General features: G+C 71.5%; 18 protein-coding genes and 2 pseudogenes. 16 read left to right on the forward strand and 4 right to left on the reverse strand.

Annotated elements, in window-relative coordinates; genetic code table 11:
• The first annotated feature begins 184 nt into the window (after positions 1-184).
• The 9 genes from AC24HA_RS09690 (at position 185) to AC24HA_RS09730 (ending at position 8,614) form a co-directional block, all read left to right on the forward strand.
• Positions 185-586: an FHA domain-containing protein gene (locus tag AC24HA_RS09690; protein WP_463649308.1), complete on the forward strand. Its 402-nt coding sequence runs from the start codon at positions 185-187 to the stop codon at positions 584-586.
• On the forward strand, positions 583-1,356 hold the full coding sequence (ftsR, locus tag AC24HA_RS09695) for a transcriptional regulator FtsR (RefSeq protein ID WP_425708809.1): 774 nt from the start codon (positions 583-585) through the stop codon (positions 1,354-1,356). Before AC24HA_RS09690 ends, ftsR begins: the two co-directional genes overlap by 4 nt.
• Before the next feature lie 76 nt (positions 1,357-1,432).
• Positions 1,433-1,993, forward strand: coding sequence for a bifunctional nuclease family protein (locus AC24HA_RS09700; RefSeq protein WP_425708969.1), 561 nt, complete (start codon positions 1,433-1,435; stop codon positions 1,991-1,993).
• A 237-nt stretch (positions 1,994-2,230) separates the two neighbouring features.
• Positions 2,231-2,749 carry a MerR family transcriptional regulator gene (locus AC24HA_RS09705; protein WP_425708968.1) on the forward strand — a complete coding sequence of 173 codons (519 nt, stop codon included), beginning with the start codon at positions 2,231-2,233 and terminating at the stop codon, positions 2,747-2,749.
• Between the two features lie 136 nt (positions 2,750-2,885).
• Positions 2,886-4,274 carry a DUF2510 domain-containing protein gene (locus AC24HA_RS09710; RefSeq protein ID WP_425708808.1) on the forward strand — a complete coding sequence of 463 codons (1,389 nt, stop codon included), beginning with the start codon at positions 2,886-2,888 and terminating at the stop codon, positions 4,272-4,274.
• A gap of 673 nt (positions 4,275-4,947) precedes the next feature.
• Entirely contained in the window at positions 4,948-5,868 is a 921-nt protein-coding gene (locus AC24HA_RS09715) for a hypothetical protein (protein WP_487563494.1), read from the forward strand.
• A gap of 149 nt (positions 5,869-6,017) precedes the next feature.
• Positions 6,018-7,685: a DUF2510 domain-containing protein gene (locus AC24HA_RS09720; RefSeq protein WP_425708806.1), complete on the forward strand. Its 1,668-nt coding sequence runs from the start codon at positions 6,018-6,020 to the stop codon at positions 7,683-7,685.
• Positions 7,686-7,802: 117 nt separating this feature from the next.
• On the forward strand, positions 7,803-8,258 hold the full coding sequence (locus AC24HA_RS09725) for a fluoride efflux transporter FluC (RefSeq protein WP_425708805.1): 456 nt from the start codon (positions 7,803-7,805) through the stop codon (positions 8,256-8,258).
• Positions 8,255-8,614, forward strand: coding sequence for a fluoride efflux transporter FluC (locus AC24HA_RS09730; protein ID WP_425708804.1), 360 nt, complete (start codon positions 8,255-8,257; stop codon positions 8,612-8,614). Before AC24HA_RS09725 ends, AC24HA_RS09730 begins: the two co-directional genes overlap by 4 nt.
• Before the next feature lie 78 nt (positions 8,615-8,692).
• Here AC24HA_RS09730 and AC24HA_RS09735 read toward each other — a convergent pair whose 3' ends face one another.
• Positions 8,693-10,090, reverse strand: coding sequence for a hypothetical protein (locus AC24HA_RS09735; protein ID WP_425708803.1), 1,398 nt, complete (start codon positions 10,088-10,090; stop codon positions 8,693-8,695).
• A 690-nt stretch (positions 10,091-10,780) separates the two neighbouring features.
• Complete coding sequence (locus AC24HA_RS09740; protein ID WP_425708802.1) at positions 10,781-14,398, reverse strand: PQQ-dependent sugar dehydrogenase; 3,618 nt, start codon at positions 14,396-14,398, stop codon at positions 10,781-10,783.
• Between the two features lie 290 nt (positions 14,399-14,688).
• Between AC24HA_RS09740 and AC24HA_RS09745 the strand changes: the two genes are divergently transcribed.
• Positions 14,689-15,288, forward strand: coding sequence for a dienelactone hydrolase family protein (locus AC24HA_RS09745; protein WP_425708801.1), 600 nt, complete (start codon positions 14,689-14,691; stop codon positions 15,286-15,288).
• Between the two features lie 358 nt (positions 15,289-15,646).
• On the opposite strand, the gene arsA is transcribed toward AC24HA_RS09745, so the two are convergent.
• Positions 15,647-17,440, reverse strand: coding sequence for an arsenical pump-driving ATPase (gene arsA, locus AC24HA_RS09750; RefSeq protein WP_425708800.1), 1,794 nt, complete (start codon positions 17,438-17,440; stop codon positions 15,647-15,649).
• A 53-nt stretch (positions 17,441-17,493) separates the two neighbouring features.
• A complete protein-coding gene (arsD, locus tag AC24HA_RS09755; protein WP_425708799.1) occupies positions 17,494-17,895 on the reverse strand; it encodes an arsenite efflux transporter metallochaperone ArsD in 402 nt (133 codons plus the stop codon).
• Between the two features lie 93 nt (positions 17,896-17,988).
• Between arsD and AC24HA_RS09760 the strand changes: the two genes are divergently transcribed.
• The 6 genes and pseudogenes from AC24HA_RS09760 (at position 17,989) to AC24HA_RS09785 (ending at position 21,960) form a co-directional block, all read left to right on the forward strand.
• The gene (locus AC24HA_RS09760; protein WP_425708798.1) at positions 17,989-18,378 is read left to right on the forward strand and encodes an ArsR/SmtB family transcription factor; all 390 of its coding nucleotides are present in this window, start codon (positions 17,989-17,991) and stop codon (positions 18,376-18,378) included.
• 61 nt (positions 18,379-18,439) lie between these two features.
• Positions 18,440-19,082, forward strand: a pseudogene (locus AC24HA_RS09765) (IS5 family transposase); the annotation flags it as partial.
• 19 nt (positions 19,083-19,101) lie between these two features.
• Complete coding sequence (locus tag AC24HA_RS09770; RefSeq protein WP_463649307.1) at positions 19,102-20,451, forward strand: IS256 family transposase; 1,350 nt, start codon at positions 19,102-19,104, stop codon at positions 20,449-20,451.
• Positions 20,421-20,792: pseudogene (locus AC24HA_RS09775) on the forward strand (transposase); the annotation flags it as partial. The gene AC24HA_RS09770 and the pseudogene AC24HA_RS09775, both read left to right, overlap by 31 nt.
• A 54-nt stretch (positions 20,793-20,846) precedes the next feature.
• The gene (locus AC24HA_RS09780; protein WP_425710276.1) at positions 20,847-21,512 is read left to right on the forward strand and encodes an arsenate reductase/protein-tyrosine-phosphatase family protein; all 666 of its coding nucleotides are present in this window, start codon (positions 20,847-20,849) and stop codon (positions 21,510-21,512) included.
• A 37-nt stretch (positions 21,513-21,549) separates the two neighbouring features.
• Positions 21,550-21,960: an arsenate reductase ArsC gene (locus tag AC24HA_RS09785; protein ID WP_425710277.1), complete on the forward strand. Its 411-nt coding sequence runs from the start codon at positions 21,550-21,552 to the stop codon at positions 21,958-21,960.
• Position 21,961 lies beyond the last annotated feature (1 nt).

Below are 21,961 nucleotides of genomic sequence, written 5' to 3' on the forward strand. Positions count from 1 at the left end.
ACACGAAAGGTCACGATCAGACTACGATGGCACGACGGCCCCGCGACCCGCGGGCCGGATGCACCCCGCCGAAGGAGGCACCGCGATGTCCACCCCTCCGCCTCCCGCACCCGAGCCGTGGGACGACCCGCGGCTGCACCTCGAGGAGGACGGCACCAGCGCCGACTCCACCGCGCGTTTCGGGATGCTCGGTGAGCCGTCGGCCGACCCGTCCCTCCCCGGCCTGTCCGCCGAGGAGTCCAAGGCGGTCGCCGCCCTGCCGGCGGGCAGCGCGCTGATGATCGTGCAGCACGGTCCGAACTCCGGCGCACGGTTCCTGCTCGATGCCGCCAGCACCTCGGTCGGCCGGCACCCACGCTCGGACATCTTTCTCGACGACGTGACCGTCTCGCGCCACCACTGCGAGTTCCTCGTCCGGGACGGCGGTGTCGACGTGCGCGACGTCGGCTCGCTCAACGGCACCTACGTCAACCGCACGCGCATCGACGCCGTCCGCCTCCGCGCGGGGGACGAGGTGCAGGTGGGCAAGTACCGCCTGACCTACCACCCGAGCCAGGTCCGCGGCGAGGAGGCTCGCGAGGCGTGAGCGCCGCGCGGTCCAGGGCCTCCCGGCCGGAGCCGGGCGGTGACGAGCGTCCCGACGTCGCTGCCTCGACGAGCTGGCCCCCCGGGGTGAGCACGACCCCGGTCATGGCGATCGGCCAGGTCCTCGCGGTCCTCAAGGACGAGTTCCCTGCCATGACCCTGTCCAAGCTGCGCTACCTCGAGGACCAGGATCTCGTCCGGCCCCACCGGGCCCCGTCCGGCTACCGGAAGTACTCCCGGGCCGACGTCGAACGGCTGCGCTTCGCCCTGGCCGCCCAGCGGGACGCGTTCCTCCCGCTGCGGGTGATCCGCGACCAGCTCGACGACCTCGACGCCGGACGCGGCGTGCAGGACCCCACGCTCGCTCGGCTCGTGGCCCGCGACGGCCAGGTCGTCACGCCCTCGGCCGGGTCGCGCATGACCACCGTCGAGCTCGCGGACGCCACCGGCGCGAGCGTCTCCGACGTCGAGGCGCTGGTCGAGGCCGGTCTCGTCGGAGCGGATGCGCGCGGGCGGCACCCCGGATCCGCCGTTCCGGTGGTCGTGGCAGCGACGGCGCTCGGCCGGCTCGGAGTCGATCCGCGTCACCTGCGCACCGTCCGGCAGGCGGCCGAGCGTGAGGCGGGGACGATCGCCGCCGCGCTGGCACCCCTGCGCGCCGGCCGTTCGGGCGCCGACCTCGAACGCGCCCACGCGAGCGCGCGCGAGATGGGTGAGCTCTATGCACAGCTGCACGCCGAGCTGCTCAGACGAGCGATCTCGGAGTCCTGAGCCCGGCTCGGCCGACCGCCGTCCTCGGAACCTGATACTCGCAGTCCCGGTCGAATATGCTCGGGGCGTGCATGAGATGGAGGTCCAGGGGGTCGAGGTGACGCTCGACGGTGGCCGGGTCGTGCTCCTGCTCAGGGACCCACCCAGCGGACGGGTGCTGCCCATCGTCGTCGGTGCCCGGGAGGGCGCCGCCATCGCGTCCGTCCAGGCCGGGCTGGTCCCGCCGAGGCCGCTGACCCACGACCTCCTGCTGTCGACGATCCGGGCGCTGGGCTCGGAGGTGGTCGCGGTCGTCATCACCGCACAGCTCGACGGCGTCTTCTACGCCGAGCTCGTGCTCTCGTCCGGCGAGCGGATCGACTGCCGCCCGTCCGACGGCGTCGCGCTCGCCCTTCGGGCCGGTGCCGCGATCCGGTGCGCGCCAGAGCTGCTGCCGGAGCTCGGCGCGACGACCCCGGCGCGCGGCGCGGCACCCGGATCGGGGGCCGCCCCGGCGACGGGAGGGGGACCGGCGACGGGGGGCGGACGGTCCCGCGGTACCGACGGCGCGGCGATCGAGGACGCGGTGGCCGAGCTGCGTCGCGAGCTCGAGGGGCTCGGTCCGAACGACTTCGGGGACCCACGCAGCGAGAGCTGATCGTCGCGCGGCCGTCCGTCGGTGCGTGCCTCACCCGCACCACGAGCCACGTCGGAGGTCAGCGGTAAACTGGTGAGCGACCCGCCGACCGGCGTCGTTGACCCCGGTCACGGGGCGCCCTAGCGTGACGGTGTCACCGGGACCACGCACCCGGTCCCGCCACGAGAAACGGAGCCCACCGTGAGTCCCACGGAAGCCACCGGCGCGCACGCGCGCGGCCCGCAGCTGTCCCAGGGCATGCTGTTCGGCGAGACGCTCCCGGACATCGACGAGGACACGGGCTACCGCGGACCCACGGCCTCGCGCGCGGCGGGCATCACGTACCGACAGCTCGACTACTGGGCCCGTACCGGTCTCGTCGAGTCCTCCGTCCGCGGTGCCAACGGTTCCGGCAGCCAGCGGCTGTACAGCTTCCGCGACATCCTCGTGCTCAAGGTCGTCAAGCGCCTGCTCGACTCGGGCGTCTCGTTGCCGCAGATCCGCGTGGCGATCGGGCACCTCAAGGAGCGGGGCGTCGAGGACCTCGCGGGCATCACCCTCATGTCCGACGGCGCCTCGGTGTACGAGTGCACGTCCGACGACGAGGTGATCGACCTCGTCCAGGGTGGCCAGGGTGTGTTCGGCATCGCGGTGAGCCGCGTGTGGCGGGAGGTCGAGGGGAGTCTCGCCGAGCTGCCGACCGAGCGGGCCGAGACCGAGGACGTTCCCGACGAGCTCGCCCGCCGGCGCGCCGCGCGCAACCGCCAGGTGAGCTGAGCGCTCCTCGACCGGGACGTCGAGGTCCGGCGTCGCCCGACTCCTCGCGGAGCGCGCGGTCCCGGGGCAGAACTGCCCTGCGGATCACGCTCGACAGTGACCAGAACGTGACCTGCGCGGCACTACAGTGCCCCTCATGAGTGTCGCGCCCGGGTGGTACACCGATCCCTACGACCACGCCAGACTCCGGTACTGGGACGGAACCACGTGGACGGAGCAGTCCGCGGAGCAGGGCACCCAGCCCGGCCACGGTCATCCCGGTCCGGGCAGCCCGACAGCCGGCTCGCCGGGATCCGCGGCCGGCTTCGGCGCAGCTGCGGCCGGAGCCGGCTACGGCAGCGCGGGTTCACCGGGATCTGCGGCCGGACCCGGTTACGGCGGTGCAGGTTCATCCGGCTACGGCCCGGCCGGCGCCTACGGGGGAGCGGGCGCGTACGGCACCGGCGGTCCCGGCGGGGGATACGGACCGGGCGGTCCCGGTGGTCCTGGGGGTCCCGGGGGTCCCGGCCCTGGCGGTCCCGGTGCTGGCGGGGAGCCGGACAAGCATCGCAGTCCTGCGCTCATCGCGTTGCTGTCGATCCTTGGTGTGGCCGTCGTCGGCGTCGGGGGATACCTGATCTGGGACGCGGTCTCGGGCGAGGACGAGACCGCCGGCGGGACCACGCCGCCGCCGGCCACCACCGGTGAGCCCGCCACCGAGCCGGCGACCATCGAGCAGCCGACCACGGAGGAGCCCACCTCGGAGGAGCCGACCACGGAGGAGCCCACGACGGAAGACCCCACCACCGAGGAGCCGACCACCGAGGAGCCGACCACCGAGGAGCCGTCCCTCGCGCCCGGCGAGCTCGTCGGCAACGGCGAGACCGGCACGGCGTTCTTCGTCGACCCGGACGGCGAGGCGCTCGGCACCCGTTTCGAGTCCGCGATCGCCGACGACCAGGTGCTCACCCTCACGCTCCGCATCGAGGAGCGTTCGGCGGTGATCTTCGGCGGGCACTCTCCGGAGGGCGAGGACCTGCGGTTCAGTGCGTCCGGCGAGGGCGGCGAGTTCACCGGTGACGACTCCCGGGCCCTCATGCCCGTCTTCGGCTTCCCGCAGTCGTACCTCGACCCGGCGGGAGCCTGGGTGATGGAGCCCGGGGACTACGAGTTCACGGTCGACGAGTACGGCGGGGACGCCTCGCAGGTCGTCATGGAGGTCCACTCCGGCTCGCTGGTCGTCGGCGTTCCGTCCGACACGCCGGTGACCATCGAGGACGGTCGTCCGTCGGTGTTCATCCTCCACGTCGGCGAGGAGACCCCGATCCGTGCGGGTGTCCACGGGGACGAGGACACGATGATCTACGTCGTCGACCCGGAGCTGTTCGTCTACCACAACGACGACGCGCCGCCCGAGCACGAGCCGCGCAACCCGCTGGACGCCTCGGTCGACACCGACCCGATCCCGGTGGGGGACAGCGTGATCGTCGCCAGCACCTTCTGGGGAGACCCGACCGACGCCGTCGTCCACATCGCTCCGCGCTGATCGCGGACGGAGAGGCGGTATGGCGACGAGGCAGGGCGGAAGCCCCGAGCACGGCGAACCCTGGCGGCACGACGCCCAGCAGGACGGGCGTGACGGCGCGGACTGGGACGAGGAGCACGGCGACACCGTGCGCAGGCCCGCGGAGGGGCGGACCGGACAGTCACGGGCCACCGCGTACGGCGACCTCGGCTACGGGGACGCGGGCGCCATGAGCTACCCGGGCTCGTCCAGCCCGGTCCCGACGGGGGAGCACCGCGTCGCGGGTGGCTGGGGCGACGACGAGGTGGACGTCGAGACGACGACGGGCACCTACGCGGTACAGGAGCCGGACGGCGGCTACGACGGGTACGCGGCCGTCGGGGCGGGCGCCTACCGTTCCGGCGGCATCGACCCCTACCGGGGCCGGCCCGTGGACCCGGGGACCGCCACGTGGCAGCAGCCGCTGGAGGCAGGTGCTGCGCCCCAGGGGTCGGCCCAGCCCCACGCGGGCGGACCGCGAGGAAGTTTCGGGCACTCCCAGCCGCACTGGTCGGGAGGGCCGTCCGGTGCCCCGGGCCCCGGCGGGACCGCCGGTGCGTCCGGGTACGGGCCGGGTGGGTACGGCCGGGGGCCCGGGGGGCCCGGGCCGTACGGATCTCCCGGAGGGCCCGGCGGGCGGGGGCGAGGACCCGTCGTGGCCGTGCTCGCGCTCGTCGCGGTGATCGTGGTCGCCCTGGCTGCCTTCGGGATCTCCAGGCTCGTCGGAGGTGACGACACGGCCGACGACGGCGGGCCGGGGACCTCCGACCGGCCGCCGACGACTCCGTCGCCGAGCACGGAGCCGCCGACCGACGATCCCAGCGATCCGCCGTCGACCACCCCGCCCCCCGCGGGCACCGAGGGCTCCGCCGGGGGCGACGGCGACGTCTCCGGCCTGGCCTATCTCGTGGACACGTCCGGGAACGACCTCGGGGCGGGCGTCGACGGCGCGTTCCCGCAGGACGGCCAGTACACCTCGACCCTGCGGGTGATCGAGCGGGTGCCGGTGGTGGTCGCCGGCTACTCGCCCGACTACACGACCCTCTCGATCACGATCGAGGGCAACGGCGTGAACCACGAGCTCACCGACTCGGCGGACGTCTTCGACTTCCTCGACTTCAGCGGATTCCCGTCGAGCCTCGACCCCGCCGGCGCGTTCGTCCTCGAGCCCGGCGACTACGAGCTCGTGGTGACGTCCGACTACGGCGACCCGAGCGCGTTCGAGCTCGAGGTGGTCGCAGGCGACGGCACGACGCTCGCCGACGGTGACCAGCTCGACGTCGACGTCCAGCCCGACGACGCGATCCTGTACGCGGTGGACCTCGAGGCGGACCAGGAGCTCACGGTGACACTGACCGGCGAGGACACGGACCCGCTGCTGATGATCGCCTCGCCGGACGGGACGATCACGGAGAACGACGACTGGGAGAGCTCGACGAGCTACGACGGCGAGGACCTGCCCGACTGGCTCGACTCCGGACTCACCGTCTCCGGCGACGAGGGGGAGCACGTCGTCATCGTCACCACGTTCGGTGGGCAGGGCGGCAGGATGGTCGCCGACGCCACCATCGGGTAGCGCGCGCCACCTCGCGGGTGTGAGTCTTGCCGCCGTGGGTCGCTCTCCCCGCGCGGAATGCCGGGCATGGGCCCTCGCCGTGGCTACCCTCGACAGGTCCGGACCGTGGGGAGCCCCACGCCGTCGCACGCTCGTCCACGGAGGAATCGTTGAGCACCGTCGAAGCAGGTTGGTACTCCGACCCCTGGGAGGACGGCAAGATCCGCTTCTGGGACGGCGTCACGTGGACCGACGAACAGTACGACGCCGAGGACTCGGAGTACGACGTGCACGGTGCGGAGGACCCCACTCCGCCTGTCGACCACACGGTTGCCCCGTCGTCCGTGCTGCAGGCCGGGCAGTCGTCCGGTGCGGTGGCTGGCGCACAGGACGTCGCACCGGCCGACCAGGGCCTGCCCCCGTCGGCCCCGTCCGCTCCGGGCTACGGCCAGATGCCGCCGTCGGCCCCGTCCGCTCCGGGCTACGGCCAGATGCCGCCGTCGGCCCCGTCCGCACCGGGCTACGGCCAGATGCCGCCCTCGGCTCCGTCCGCTGCGGGCTACGGTGTCGGTGCGCTCGGGCAGGGCGCGGCCGGTCCGCACGGCAGCACGCCGTCCGGCGGAAGCGGATTCACCGCGGGCAGCGGCTGGTCCGCCGGATCCTCGGCCGAGGCCGGCTGGGCCGGTCAGACGGGCCCGGGCTTCTACGGCATCCCCGGCGCGGGCTCCCCGGGGTCGACCGGTCCCGTCGTCGAGTCCGGGTCGACGGCTCAGCTCGGTGACGGATACGGCGGGTACGCCGCTGCCGGCGCCGGCAGCTACCCGTCGGGCGGCACCGCCGCCTACCCCCAGGGCGCCGGAGCGCCGTGGGCAGCGTCCCCGGAGGGCCCCGGTGGTTTCGGAGCACCGCCGCAGGTGGCCGGTTACGGCGCGCCTCAGGGGCCGGCCGGCTACGCCGGTCCGCAGGGCCCCGGCGGCTACCAGTCGCAGCAGAGGCGGTCCGGACTCTCTCCGCTCCTCGCCGGTGCACTCGTGCTGGCGATCGTCGCGGTGCTCGGCGTCGGCGCGTACTTCATGTTCTTCTCGGGCGACGACGACCCCACGGCGGGCGGCCCCGGGGGCGACCCGTCCGCCCCGGTCCCCGGCCCTGCCCCGGCCGACGCCCTGACGTTCACCGACTCGTCGGGCGCGGAGGTGCCGGAGTCCGGCCAGGTGCAGGTCCCGGCCGGCGGTGCGTGGACCGGGACCCTCACGGTCACCGAGCGCACGGGGTTCCTCGCACTGGCCGCCTCCGGTGACACGGATCCTCAGATCGCCGTGTCCGGCGAGGGGGTGTCGGTCGACGTCGACGACGTCGGGAGCGCGTCGAGCGACCTCGCCCCCCTCGGCGGCTCGTCGGGACTGGACGCCGCCGTCGGCCTGGTGCTCGAGCCCGGGACCTACACGGTCGAGGTCACCGACTGGCGCCAGAGCGGTGGGACGGTGCCTTTCGAGTTCCGCTCCGGTCTGGCGGGCACGCTCTCTCCGGGGGCTCCCGTCGACGTGTCCGTCGCCGTCGACGACGTCGCCCTGCTCGCGACCGAACCCGCCGGACCGTCGGGCTCGGTCCATACCCTGCGCGAGGGTGACTCCGACCCGCAGCTCGTCGCGTTCCCGACCGACGGCAGCGGTGTCGTCAACAACGACGACGGCGCCTACGACGCGCCCTCGGAGATCGGCGCGCAGATGTCCAACCGGGACGCGTACGTCGAGGTTCCGACCGGTTCGCCGACGCTCGTCGTCGTCAGCATGTGGCGGGAGGAGGCCGGCGACACGTCGGTGATCTACACCGATCACTGATCGCCGTCCGCCGGCGGGCACGAGCTCGCCGCTACGAAGGGTGCGGCTCCGGCCGGCGTCCACGGCACCGAGGAGGACCCCGCGGGCATGTGGGTCCGGCGGGTCTATCCTCGCCGCGTGCCTCACCCAGCTCGCCGCCCGCGGCCGGAGCACCTGCGGCCCGGGATCCTCGCGCTCGTGGTGCTCGGCGGGACGCTCGGCTCCGGCGCGCGTGCCGCTATCGACCAGCTGGCCGGGTCCGGCCCGGCCGACGTGCAGTGGGCGACCGCCGGCATCAACGTCACCGGCGCGGCACTCCTGGGCGTGCTGTTCGCCGTGCTCACCACGATGCACGACGAGCGGGCACGCCGGGCACGGGTGGTGCTGGGGTCGGGCGTGCTCGGTGGCTACACGACGTACTCGGCCCTCGCCCTGCAGACGGTGCAGCTCGCCGAGGCGGGACGACCGGCCGTGGCCGCAGGCTATGCCGTGGGGTCCGTCGTCGCGGGCGTCCTCGCGGCCTACCTCGCCCACGTCGGCGTGCTGCGGGTCGTGCGCGCGCAGCGCCGTCGCGACGGCGGGGGAACGGCATGACGTGGCTGCTCGTCGCGCTGGCGGGCGGCCTCGGCGCCGGTACGAGGTTCCTGCTCGACGGCGCCCTCACCGTGGCCCTGCGACCGGCACTGCCCGTGGGGACCGTGGTGGTCAACGTGCTGGGGTCCTTCCTGCTCGGGCTGGTCGCCGGGACCGGAGGCGTGTCCCCGGAGCTCGGGCTGGTCGCCGGGACCGGTTTCCTCGGCGGGTTCACCACCTTCAGCACCGCCAGCGTCGACGTCGTGCGTGTCCTTGGCGCCCGGCGACCCGTCGCTGCGTCGTGCCTGTGCGCCGGGATGCTCGCGTCGTGCGTGGGGGCCGCGTGGTGCGGGCTCCTGCTCGCCCCGGGCCTGTGATCGCCGTCGATCAGCGCCCGGTCGCGAACCGCGGTCGGCCCTGCCGGCCGTTCCCCAGCGGCCCCCGGCGACGGCCGGTCAGTAGTCGCCGATGAGCCGCGAGAGGGATTCCGCACGACGAGGCTGAACCCAGGCGGCATGGTTGGGCAGGTGCACCGTGGCACGGCCGTTCGGCGTGAGGGCCTCGCACAGCCGTGCGACCGCGACGAGATCGATGAGTGCGCCCCAGACGTCCGCCTCGACCCGGAGCCGGGTGCCCCCGAGCACGAGGTCGATGCCGGCGGGGATCTCGCCGGACGCCTCGTAGACCACGCGGGATTCGGTGAGCCGGTCCCACGTGCCCGCGGTGCGCGCGATGTCCCCGACGACCCGCATCCAGTCGTCCGAGGAGTCGGTCATCGTGTCCTCCGGCGGGAACCGGTACACGTTCGCCCACGCGCGGATGTCGCCGCGCACCGGGTGGTGCACGACGGCGTCGAGAAACGGGTCCCAGTCGGCCGGGTCGGCGGATGGTACGACGGCTCCGGCGACGTCGTCGACGGACAGCCTCGGATCGAGGCGGAGGCCCGACTCCACGAGCGCGGAGAGCCTGCGGCGGTTGGACTCGACGGTCTCCGGGTCGGGAGGTGCTGCGTCGGCGCCACGAGCAGCTCCACCCGGGCGGGGCCCGGCGGGGCCGGATGCGGTACCCGGGGCGCCGGCCACGTCGGGGGAGACGGGTACGGGCGCGCTCGTGCCGTCCGCGGTGGATCCGGCAGCGGTCGCTCCGAGGTCGGCCGGAGAGGCGTCGACGACGGCGGGCGGCGTCGTGGACGTGGCGCGGGTGGAGGTCCCGGGCGGACGGTCGGCCTCACCGATCGTCGGGTCCTCGGTCGTTTCGCTGATCGACGGGGGGACGTCGGCGAGCGCGAATCGGACCTCGGGCGCGCGGGAGAGGCGCACGGCGATCGACCGGGCCTGCTGACCGTGCTCCTTCGGCACGACGAGTCGGCGGTACGTGGCGCCCCTCCTCGGTCCCGCGTCGGAGGCGTCCGGGACGGTGGCCGGGTCGGAGTCGGAGCGCAGCAGGGGGATGGTCACCAGCCTCGGCGGGACCATCCGGTCGAGGAGAGTGTCGAGCACGGGGGCGATCTCCCGGCCCTCGAGCGGGACGGCGACGGGGGTGCCGCCGAGGGTGACTGTGACCGAGCCGGAGGCGCCGTCGTCGAGCATGACCTCGACCGTGCCCACGTGCCCCGACGCGCCCAGCGCGTCCTCCGCCATGTGCAGGGTGCGGTGCACGGACGCGGCGACCTCGTCCTCCGTGGCGGTGGCCGGCAGCACTGCATCGCCGACGACGAGCTCACGCACCGGGCGGTCGAACGATGCGCCGGCACCGTGCAGGAGGAGCTGGAACGGCAGGGGGGCGCGGTCGGCCGCGGCGAGTCGGAGGCGGAGGTCGTCGTGGCTGACACCCTCCCGAAGGTGGAGACCCATCGCGGCGAGGGCGGCCAGCTGCCGGGTGAGCGGCGCGTCGTCGGCAAGGTCGGCGGGGGAGGGACCGGCCGGGACGGCGTCCAGACCCGACGACCGTCCGGACCGTGCGTCCGCCGCACCCCTCCCGCGCTCGCGCGGCGTCCGGTCACGACCGTCACTGCCGGTACGACGACTGAACGGCCACATGGCGTGTCCTCCTCGATCGGATCGGCGCGGCGCGTGAGGCGCGCGTGGCACGCCTCCACGGTAGGTCACGGCACGGGCGTCGTCGCGCACATACGCACGTCCGTGCCGGCGAGTGAGCGGACTTCTGCCCGGCGCGTGTGGCGAGTGAGCGGGGTTCGGTCCGTTCCGTGTGGCGAGTGAGCGGGGTTCTGCCGGTTGGGGAGCGGTTGCGCCGTGTCGTGCCGAGGCGCCGTCACCCAGTCAATCAGGTAACCATTGAGTCAGTCCTCCGGGGGCACTGCCTCGATGGTTACCCCGCTGACTCACCGACCACACCGCCCCGGCGACGGGCATCGCGACGACGGCGAAGGGCGGGCACCGCACCCCATCAGGGTGCGGGGCCCGCCCGACCGGTGAGCGCCGCCCGGACCGAGATCCGGGCGGCGCCTATCCGTGGAGCAGGACTCCGCTCACTGGTGGAGCAGAAGTCCGCTCACTCGCCAGCTATCGGCACCGGGTCCTGGGTCAGCGGCGGACTCCGAGGGTGTCGGAGCCGTCGCCGTTCCAGTCACCGACGAACACCTCGTCGCCGGCCCGGCCGTACCGGACCTCGGTGTCGGCCACCGTCGAGGTCAAGGAGTTCGACACCAGGTAGAGGTTGCCCCGGCGCACCGCGAAGGTGTCCACGGCGTCGCCGTCCCAGTCACCGACCAGCACCTGATCACCGGCCCGCCCGTAGTCGAGCTCGCTATCCGCCCAACCGGTGCTCAGCGAGTTCGACACGTAGTACGTGTTCCCGCGACGGACCGTGAACGTGTCGACGGCGTCGCCGTCGTAGTCCCCGACGAGCACGGTGTCGTCGGCGCGGCCGTAGTCCAGCTCCGCGTCGGCGTTGCCGCCGGTCAGGCTGTTGGTGAGGAAGTAGCTGTTCCCCCGGCGCACCGCGAACGAGTCACTGCCGTCGCCGTCCCAGTCACCCACCAGCACCGAATCACTGGCCCGTCCGTAGGTCAGCTCGACCTCGGCCGCCCCGCCGTACAGCGAGTTGGACAGGTAGTAGGCGTTCCCACGGCGCACGGCCAGCGTGTCGGAACCGTCGCCGTCCCAGTCACCCACGAGCACCTCGTCACCCGGACGACCGAAGCTGAACTCGTGATCCGCCCAGATCCCCCACCCGTCGTTCAGGTAGAACCCACGCCCCGCCGACGGCGGAACCGGCTCCGGCTCCACCGGCGGCTCCTCGTCGTCGGACTGCGTGGAGACCACGAGGTCACGCATGCTCCCGGTGTTGTCGAACGAGCCGAACCCCACGCGACCGGAGCCGAACGTCGTGTCGGTCGCCGTCATGAGGGGGTCGTCGAGTCCGTCGACCCAGACCGCGATCTCGCCGGTCTCGGCGCAGTGCACGAGGCGGACGTCGTGCCAGGCGTCGTCGGTGATCGCCGGAGGAGCGCCGACCGAGGCCTCCTCGTCCCACTGGTCGTCGATCCGCAGACGATCGGCGCCGTCGACGAGGAAGATCCCGTTGTGCGCGTAGATCGTGTTGTCCTGCGACAGGTGCGCGTAGTAGTACTCCGTGTCGGACCGCTGCCCGAACACGAGGATGATGTCGCGGTTGTTGACCGACGGTGGTGCATCCAGCCGGACCTCGGCCTCGACCTGCACCGTTCCGACCGGGTCGCCCGCGGCGAGCAGGGCGTACTCGAACGGACGGCGGATGCCGTCGCCCGGGTCGGTGCCGGGACCGGTCATCGTGATCATGTCGCCGGGGAAGTCCCAGATCTCCGGCGTGCGCGGCGTCCAGTTCTCCTCGGCCATGAGGCCGGTGACCTCGGTGTCGAAGGTGCACTCGGGCGTGGACGGTGGATCGACGGGCTCAGCGCCGTAGGCCGCGTACTGCGCCGCTATCTGCTCCGGCGTGGGCACGGCGTCGAGGATGACGATGTCGTCCATGCGGCCGTCGAACGCGTTGCGCTCCCGGTCGTTCTGGGGGAAGCTGCCGCCGATCTTGATGCCGGCAGGGTTGGTGCCCGAGGTCGTTCCCTCGCCCCACGGGTTGTCCGCGGTGTACTCGCCCTCGAGCTCCTCGCCGTTCATGAAGAGGCGCATCTCGCCGGCCTCGTAGTCGAAGGTCGCGGCGAGGTGCACCCACTCGTTGCGGGCGAGGATCTCGTCCCACGGCATCGTGGCGGCGTAGGTCCACGATCCGGCGCCGTCGACGCGGCGGCCGAGCGCGACGAGCCTCAGCTCGCCGTCGACCTCGATGACCTCGAGCAGGGCGCGGACGCCGTGCCCGTCCGAGTCGCCCGACAGCACTCCCGCGAGACCGATCGCGTTGAACACGTCGTCCGGGTCCGTGGACTCGGAGTTGGGCACGGGGTGGTCGCCGGTGGGCTTGAACCAGCCCATAATCGATATCTGCCCCGCGTCCGCCAGCGCGTCGAGCGAGTCGACCCCCTCGGGGTCGTAGACGCCGGCCTTCCAGTCGTCGTTCGACGCGGTGTCCGGGCTCAGCTGCTGGGTCTGCAGCGCGAGTCCGGCGCCGGGGTAGGCCGCGTCGGCGACGCGCATGAGCTCCCCGCCGTTGACGAGCTCGATGTCCGTGCCCGAGCGGCCCAGGTCGTCCTCCCACGCAGGCGCGTCGGCCACGGGGTGGTCGAACGTGTAGTGGCTGACCACGTTGCGCGCGAGCTCGGGCAGCACGTTGGTCTCCGGCACCTCGTGGGCCCCGGTCACGCTCCAGATGCGGCCGTCGGCCTTGGAGACGAGGTACAGCTCGCCGGAGGCGTCGGCGCCGAAGCGCAGGTCGACACGCGTGTCACCGACGAGCTCGGCGAACGTCGTCTCGACTCCCTCGTGGATGACGCGGAGCTCCTCGATCGGTGCGAGGTCGTGTGGGTCCCCGTCGTTGCGGTGCATCTCGTCGGCGTTCGTCGAGAGGATCCACCCCCGGACGAGGTCGGTGAACAGGTACCTGCCCTGGAGCTCGGGGATCGACCCGCGGTAGACGAACCCGCCGTTGACCGCCACGCCGGCATCGCCGGTCTGGCCCGGGTCGCGGTTGTGGTCGTACGCGGCGACCGGGTAGGTGTAGCCGGCGTCGTCGTCGGGAAGGGGGTAGATCTGGCGGTCGTGGGCGAGGAAGGAGCCCTCGCGCTCGGACCAGCCGAAGTTGTCCCCGGACTCGACCTCGTAGATCGACTCCACCTGCCACTCACCGATGTGCCCGAGGTACATCGCGTGCTCGCCGGCGGTGTCCCAGCTGATGCGGTGTGGGTCGCGCATGCCGACGGCGTAGATCTCCTCGAGCGCGCCCTCGGTGCCGACGAAGGGATTGTCCGCCGGGATCCCGTACTCCCCGTTGGCGCTGTCCTCGCCCAGCGGGTCGATGCGGAAGATCGTGCCCTGCGGGGTCGCGAGGTCCTGCGGATTGCCGTTGTCGACGCCGTTGCCGCCGTCGCCCACGAGGATGTAGAGCATCCCGTGGTCAGGGTCTCCCGGCTCGACCGTGGGGTTGAAGGCGATCTGCTGGACCGTGTGGACGCGGCCGGCGAACGGGATCCGCATGAGCTCGCGGCTCGTCCCGGAGAACGTCTCGGCCGACGGATCGTCGGCCGTCCACTCGGTGATGACGCTGTGGAACGCGGTACCGCCGTACTCGGGGAAGTCCGGCTCGTCCTCCGTGAGCGCGGTGCCGCCCTCGGTGTGCACTGTGTAGAAGATGCCGTTATCGGCGAAGTCGGGGTGGAACTCCGCGAAGCCGAAGCCCGTGCCGAGGCCGGCGTGGTTGTGGAAGTTGTCCGCGAAGTGGTCCCGGACGTTGAGGTAGTCCACGTACTCGCCGGTGTCTCGGTCGACCAGGTACAGGATCTCGTTCATGTCGACGACCATGAGCCGGCCGGAGTCGTCGGGCACCTCGTCGAGGTGGGTGATCCGGTTGTGCCGGATCAGCCGCTCGTCGGTGGGCTCCGGGGTGGGGGAGGACTCGGGGAGCTGGACGAGCTCCTCCACCTCGATGGCGAGGGTCGTCAGGGTGGGGTCGGGAAGGGGATTGAGCAGAGGATCGCCGACGGGCTCGTCCGCCTGGGCGGCGGGCGCCAATACGAGCGTGGCGCACATGGCAGCGCCGGCAGCGATCGTCACCGCCGTTCGCCGTCGTCGGGGCCGTCTGTGGTGCCGGGTGGAGTTCTGCCGTGTGGACGTCATCGTCGCGCTCCTAGCGTGGAAAGCGTTTTCCTGGCAGTCAATCAATCTAGGCCCGGACGATGAGCCGAAACATCGTCCGCTGGTATGAGATCCGGACGGCCGGTCGTGGTCCGCCCGCGGGTGCCCTGGTGGCGGCGACGCTCAGGCGCACGACTGTCGGTGCTCGGGCGTATCGTCGCGCCCGGACGCGACCCGCCCGGTGGCCGCGCCGAGGCGAGGGGGTCGTCATGGTCGACGTCGTGCTGTTCCACCACGTCCTGGGGCTGACCGAGGGGGTGCGGGAGCTTGCCGAACGCCTGCGGGCCGGCGGCAGGCACTCGGTGACAACGCCGGACCTGTTCGACGGCCGGACGTTCTCGAGCATCGAGGACGGCTTCGCCGCGTTCTCCGCGATCGCCGAGGACGAGGTGCTGGCCCGTGCGGCGCGCGCGGTCGCTCAGGTACCGCGGCCGGTGTACGCGGGGATCTCGCTGGGGGTGATGGCCGCGCAGCGGGTGCTTCAGGAGCGTGGGGACGCTCGCGGTGCGCTCTTCCTCGAGGGCGCTCTGCCTGTGTCGGGGGAGTGGGCGACCGGGCCCTGGCCGACCGGCGTTCCTGTCCAGATCCACGGGATGGACGACGACGAATTCTTCACGCACGAGGGTGACATCGACGCGGCCCGGGCGATCGTGAGCTCCGTCGGTCCCGACAGCGGCGAGCTGTTCACGTACCCGGGGAACGCCCACCTGTTCACGGACTCGTCGTCAGCAGGGTTCGACGCCGACGCGACCAGGCTCGTCGTCGAGCGTGCGGTCGCCTTCCTCGACGGGCTGGGACCAGCGGCGTGACCGGAGTGGTGCCGGGACCGGTTGACGCCAGTTCGGCCGGGCGGTCGGAGGAGGGCGGGCCTCACTCTTATTGGCACCCCTGCGTATCGAGACGTGCCGGGTTCTCTGTTCTGACACTGCGAACAGGACAGGCATCGGGGCCTGGCGCGGCGACGTCGAGTCACCTTTCGAGGTGCTGGCGGAGGCGGGCAGCGACAGCGACAGCGACAGCGAGTCGAACCAGGGGACATGGGGTGACGGTGGTCGGCGGCCCGTAGGTCCTCGGTCGCGAAACGCGCACGGGGGAGTCGCTATCGCCGGCTCGTGTTTCGTCCGAGCGACGCCCGGCCTGGCCCGCCGGGCGTCGCTCCTGGACACGTCACGCCGACGTGGGCACCATCTCGACGGTTCGATCGCGCTGGCTGAGTTCGCGAAGTCCGGCGATACCGATGGGCTCGGCTGGGAGGAGCGGCAGGACGGCGCACCGCTCGGCGGTGGCAAGGACCTGCTCCAGCTCTGCGCGTTCGTTGCCTGCGCGCTTGAGGAGCAGGGCGTTGGTGGTCTGTGCGGCGGTGAGGGAGTTGTTGACGACCCATCCCCATGGCTCGATGCCCGCGCGCCGCAGATCGTCCTGCAGGTGCGTCGCTTCGAGAACCGGTGTGGTCTCAGGCAGCGTGATCACAACGACCTTGGTGTGCTCGGGGTCCTGGAGGCGCATCATCGGGGTGATGACGTTGTTGCTGTCGCCCATCTGGCGTACGACGTCGCGGTGGTAGGAGCCGGTCGCGTCGAGCAGGAGGAGGGTGTGCCCGGTGGGGGCGGTGTCCATGACGACGAAGCGCCGGCGCGCTTCGTTGACGGCCCGGGAGAAGGCCTGGAAGACGGCGATCTCTTCGGTGCACGGCGAACGCAGGTCCTCCTCGAGCGCGGCCCGGCCGGCCTCGTCGAGCGCCGCACCACGGTTCCGGAGCACCGTCTCACGGTACGTGCGCGTGGCCTCGTCCGGGTCGATGCGCGAGACCTGAAGCCCGTCCACCGCCTCGTCGAGGGTGTCAGCCAGGTGGGCGGCCGGATCGGTCGTGGTGAGGTGGACGTCGCGCCCCCGTTCGGCGAGGGCGACGGCGACGGCCGAGGCGATGGTGGTTTTGCCGACCCCGCCCTTGCCCATGAACATGAGCAGGCCATGGTCCTGCTGCGCGAGCTCGTCGACGAGGGTTTCGAGGTCGTCGGTGCCGGCAGGAAGTCCGGCCGGGGCCTCCTCGATGGGTGCCTCGCGGCTGGTACTGGCCTCGTCGAAAAGTCTGGTGAGCGCGTCGAGGCCGACCATGTTGTCGGCCCTGAGCGGAAGGAGATCGGTCGGGAGGCCGCGCAGCGCCTTGGGCAGGTCGTTCAGCACGGCCTGTTCGCGGTCGTGGACGGCGCGTGCCAGCACGTCGCCGTCGCCCGGGGGCGGCAGCACAGCGTTGACGACGACGTGCTGCTGACGCAGACCGAGCTCGGCAAGCTCCCCGTGGGTTCTCGCGATCTCGGTGACAGCGCCGGTCTGCGGCCTGGCGACGAGCACGAGACGGGTGCGTGCCGGGTCTCCGAGAGCGTCGACGGCTTCGGCGTAGGTCGAGCGTTGGCGCTCAAGGCCGGAGAGCGGCCCCAGGCACGACGCATCCCCCTTGCCCTCGTCGAGGTAGTCCGTCCATGACCCGGGAAGCTGAAGCAGGCGGATCGTGTGGCCGGTCGGGGCGGTATCGAACACGACGTGGTCGAACGCGGCGGTGGTCTGCGTGTCGGTGAGCAGGCCGGTGAACTCGTTGAACGAAGCGATCTCGGTGGTGCACGCCCCCGAGAGCTGTTCCTCGATGAGATCGACCTCGGGCTCGGGCAAGATGCCCCTCACGGGCCCGACGATGCTCTCCCGGTAGGTGGTCGCGGCCTCCGCGGGGTCGATCTCGAGCGCGGACAGGCCGGGCACGGCGGCGATCTCGGTGATCGTGTTGCCGATCGCCGTGTCGAACACCTGACCCACGTTGGAGGCCGGGTCGGTGCTCACCAGGAGCACCGACCGTCCGGCCCGGGCGAGGTGCATCGCACTGGCACAAGCGATCGACGTCTTGCCGACGCCGCCCTTGCCGGTGAGGAACAGGTAGCGGGGGGCGTCGGTGAGGAAGGTCGGGATCACTAGAAGCCTTTCAGGAGCTCTGGTCGAGTGTCGGGGCAGCGAGGGACGGCGGTTCAGCAGCCGGTGGATCCGCCGCCGCAGCAGCCGCCGCTGGCCGGGACCATCGACAGCTCGGGCCGCCCGCTGGGCGCCGGAGCGGCGGTCTCGTCGTCCTCGATGCCGGCCCAGCGGGCGAGCTCTGCACGGGCGGGGTAGGCGCCCGTCCGTGCGACGGTGCCGTCCACGAGCACGAGCGGGAGCTGCTCGGAGCCGGAGACCTTGAGGAACTGCAGGACCTGGGGATTCTCGGCGAAGGCCTGTGCCTCGCTGCCGAGGTTGAAGCGGTTCACGGTGGCTCCCTGGTTCTTGAGCCAGTCCACATCGGCCGAGAAGTTCACCAGCTCCTGCGGGACGTCAGGACCGCACACGCCCGTGCTGCAGCACATGGCCGACTCGTAGACCTCGATGGTGCTCATGATGACTCCCTAGATGGATCGAGATTGATCGATGCAAGGACGAGCGTAAACCCTTAGATCGACCGCTGTCGATTCACGGGCCATACTGGGAGCATGACGAACCCGACGACGTTGGCTGCTCCGCTCGCCGCGGCCGACGACTGCTGCCCGGTAGTGGTGCGTGAGCACGTAGTAGTCGAGGAAGTGGCCGCCCTGAGCAGGGCGTTCAAGGCCCTTGGTGACCCGACCAGGTTGCGTCTCCTTGCCAGTATCGGCGGACACCCTGGGGACAGCGCCTGCGTCTGTGACCTGACCGAGCCGCTCGGGCTGAGCCAGTCGACCGTCTCCCACCACTTGAAGGTCCTTCGTGAGGCCGGGCTGATCGAGGGGGAACGCCGAGGTACCTGGGTGCACTACCGCCTTCTGCCCGGAGCGCTGCGCGAGCTCGGTGCCGCCCTGAGTGACGCTGCGAACCACGCGTTGCCTGGTGAGCCCAGCTCCTGACGCGCAGCGCCTAGGGCGTGTCTCCTAACTGGTTGGGGTTGCGGGCGGCAGGGTGGGGGTCATGTCGCGGACTCGTGTGTTGTCGGATGCTGCGTGGGCTCGGATCGAACCGCTGATGCCGGCCCCGTCTCGCAAGGGAGGTCGTCCGTTCCAGGACCACCGCCAGGTCGTGGAAGGGATCGCTTGGCGGTTCCGCACGGGCTCTCCGTGGCGGGACCTGCCCGAGTGCTTCGGACCGTGGCAGACGGTGTGGAAGCGGCACCGCCGGTTCAGTAGCGACGGCACGTGGGACCAGATCCATGCGGTGCTGCTGGCCGAGGCCGACGCGGTCGGGGAGATCGACTGGGCGGTGAGCGTGGACGCCACGGTCAATCGCGCCCATCAGCACGCCACGAACCTCCCGCGGGACACAGGGGGCACCGTCGAACTACACGAATCTGCTCATCGAGCCCGCTAACCACGCAGTCGGACGCTCCCGTGGAGGGTTGAGCACCAAGATCCACCACCTCGTCGATGGCCGCGGGCTTCCGCTGGTCGTGCTGGTGGGCCCGGGCCAGGGCGGTGATGCGCCGATGTTCCCGGTGCTCATGGGCCACCTGCGCGTCGCTCGCTGCGAGTCGGGCCGGCCCAGGACCCGACCAGAGCGGGTCCGCGGGGACAGGGCGTGTCAGATGGTTTGTGTAAGGGGTGGGGTCAGCGTTCGAAGGAGAACATGCTGTGACCATGACCAAGGAGAGTCCGGAGCGTGCGGAACGCAGACGGCGGCAGAAGGAGATCGCGGACGGTCTGAAGGGCTCTGGAGCGTTGGACGACATCTTCGCCAAGATCGATGCCGGCGAGCCGCTCACGGGTGAGCAGGGCCTGCTCGGCGGGATGCTCAAGGCCGCGCTCGAGCGGGGTCTGGGTGCCGAGCTGACCGAGCACGTGGGCTACGACCGTGGCGACGCGGACGCTGCCGAGCACCCGAACTCGCGTAACGGGACCAGCCCGAAGACCGTGGCGACCCAGATCGGGGACGTCGATCTGGCCGTCCCCCGGGACCGGGACGGGACGTTCACGCCGATGCTGGTGCCCAAGGGGCAGCGCCGTCTCGATGGCCTGGACGGCATGATCATCAGCCTCTACGCAGGCGGGATGACGTTGCGGGACGTCGAGCACCACCTCGCGACCACGATCGGCACCGAGATCAGTTACGAGACGATCTCCAAGGTCGTGGACCAGATCAGCGAGGAGGTCCTGGCCTGGCAGCACCGCCCGTTGGAGGCGCTGTATCCGGTGATCTACCTCGACGCGATCGTGGTCAAGATCCGCGATGGCGGACACGTGCGCAACAGGTCCGCCCATCTCGCCATCGGCGTCGATATGGACGGGATCAAGCACGTCCTGGGTATCTGGGTCCAGGCCAGCGAGGGAGCGAAGTTCTGGGCCGGCGTCTGCGCCGAGCTGGCCAACAGGGGCGTGCGTGACGTGCTGATCGTGTGCTGCGATGGGCTCACGGGGTTCCCCGAGGCCGTCGAAGCGACCTGGCCCCAGGCGACCGTGCAGACCTGCGTGGTCCACCTGATCCGGGCCGCGACGAGGTTCGTGAACTACAAGGACCGTAAGGCTCTGACGGCCGCGCTGCGGCCGATATACCAGGCGCCCAGCGCTGAGGCCGCCCTGGAGGTGCTGGAGGCCTTCGAGGCCAGCGAGCTCGGCCGTCGCTACCCCTCGGCGGTCAAGACGTTCCGCGCCGCGTGGGAGCGGTTCACCCCGTTCCTGGCGTTCCCGCCCGAACTCAGGCGGGTCATCTACACGACCAACGCGATCGAGTCGCTGAACTACCAGCTCCGCAAGGTCACCAAGAACCGGGGCCATTTCCCCAACGACGCCGCGGCAGTGAAGCTGCTGTGGCTGGCGATCTGCAACATCGAGGACAAAAGAGCGCGCGAGCGAGCCAAGGAACGAGGACGACCCGCCGCCGAGCGACGAGCCTCGGGCCGGCTCGTCGAGGGCGCTGTCACCACGAACTGGAAGACGGCCCTCCAACAGCTCTCACTGGTCTACCCCGACCGAATCAACCCCCACCTCTGACCCGGCCCCCTTACACAGACAACTTGACAGGCTCCGGGGACAAGGCCTACTCCTCCCGAGCGATCCGTCACCACCTACGCCGGCGCGGGATCGGCGCTGTCATCCCTGAACCGTCCGACCAGCAAGGACACCGCAAACGCCGTGGCCGCAAGGGCGGGCGGCCCGTCACCTACGACATCGAGGACTACAAGGGCCGCAACGTCGTCGAACGCGCCTTCAACGAGGACAAGCAATGGCGTGGCCTGGCCACCCGCTACGACAAGCTCGCCCTGACCTACCGCGGCGGCGCCGTCCTGCGGGCCATCACCCTCTGGCTCAAACGGTTAGGAGACACGCCCTAGCCCCGGACGCGTACCACTTGACTGCACCCAACCATCTCAGCCATCATTGACTCAATGGATACTGAGGCGCTTTCGCAGAGGGTGGGGCTCCACTCTGCTCTTGCCGACGCCGCCCGGTTACGGATCGTCGACACACTGACCCTGGGGGATGCCGCGCCCTCCGAGCTCGCACGAAGCATCGGCATGCCGTCCAACCTGGTGGCGCACCACCTGGCGGTCCTCGAGCGCGCGGGCATCCTCGCGCGGAAGAGGTCCGAGGGCGATCGCAGAAGGAGCTACGTCCAGCTCGTCCCTGGCGCGCTCGACGTCCTATCGCTCCGGCCGGCCCGTGTGGTCCCACGCGTGCTGTTCGTCTGCACCCACAACTCCGCCCGTTCTCACCTCGCGGCTGCCCTGTGGCGGCGGGCGAGCGCAGTGCCGGCGGCTTCGGCCGGCACGCACCCGGCCGATCGGATCAACCCGTCCGCGGTCGCCACCGCCGACCGGCACGGCTTGCACATGCCGTCGACCACCCCGCAGCACATCGACGCAGTACATGCCCCGGATGACTTCATCGTCAGCGTCTGCGACCGGGCGCACGAGGAGCTCGACATCCCGATCGACATCCACTGGTCCGTCCCGGAGCCCGTCGGCACGGGATCGAACGAAGCCTTCGAGGCGGCCTATGACGATCTCGCTCACCGGGTCACGAGCCTGGCCCAGGTCCTCGATCCAGCCTGACTGTCAGCACGTCCAGCCACCCCAAGGAAGTCACCACATGAGCAAGCAGCCCAGCGTCATGTTCGTCTGCGTCCACAACGCCGGGCGGTCCCAGATGGCCGCCGGATACATGAGCGCCCTGTCTGACGGCCGGGTCGAGGTCCGGTCGGCCGGCACCATGCCGGCGGAGCAGATCAACCCCGTCGCCGTGGAGGCGATGCGCGAGGAGGGTATCGACATCACCACCGCGCGTCCGAGGGTCCTGCAGGCCGACGAGGTCCAGTCCTCCGACGTGGTGATCACCATGGGTTGCGGGGATGAGTGCCCGTTCTTCCCGGGCGTGCGTTACGAGGACTGGCCCCTGGCCGACCCGGCGGGCCAGGGGATCGACGCCGTGCGCCCGATCCGCGACGAGATCCGCGGCCGCGTGGAGGTTCTCCTCGCCGAGCTCCTGCCCGTCAAGGCGTGAT

This window comes from Georgenia sp. Z1491, from assembly GCF_057652395.1.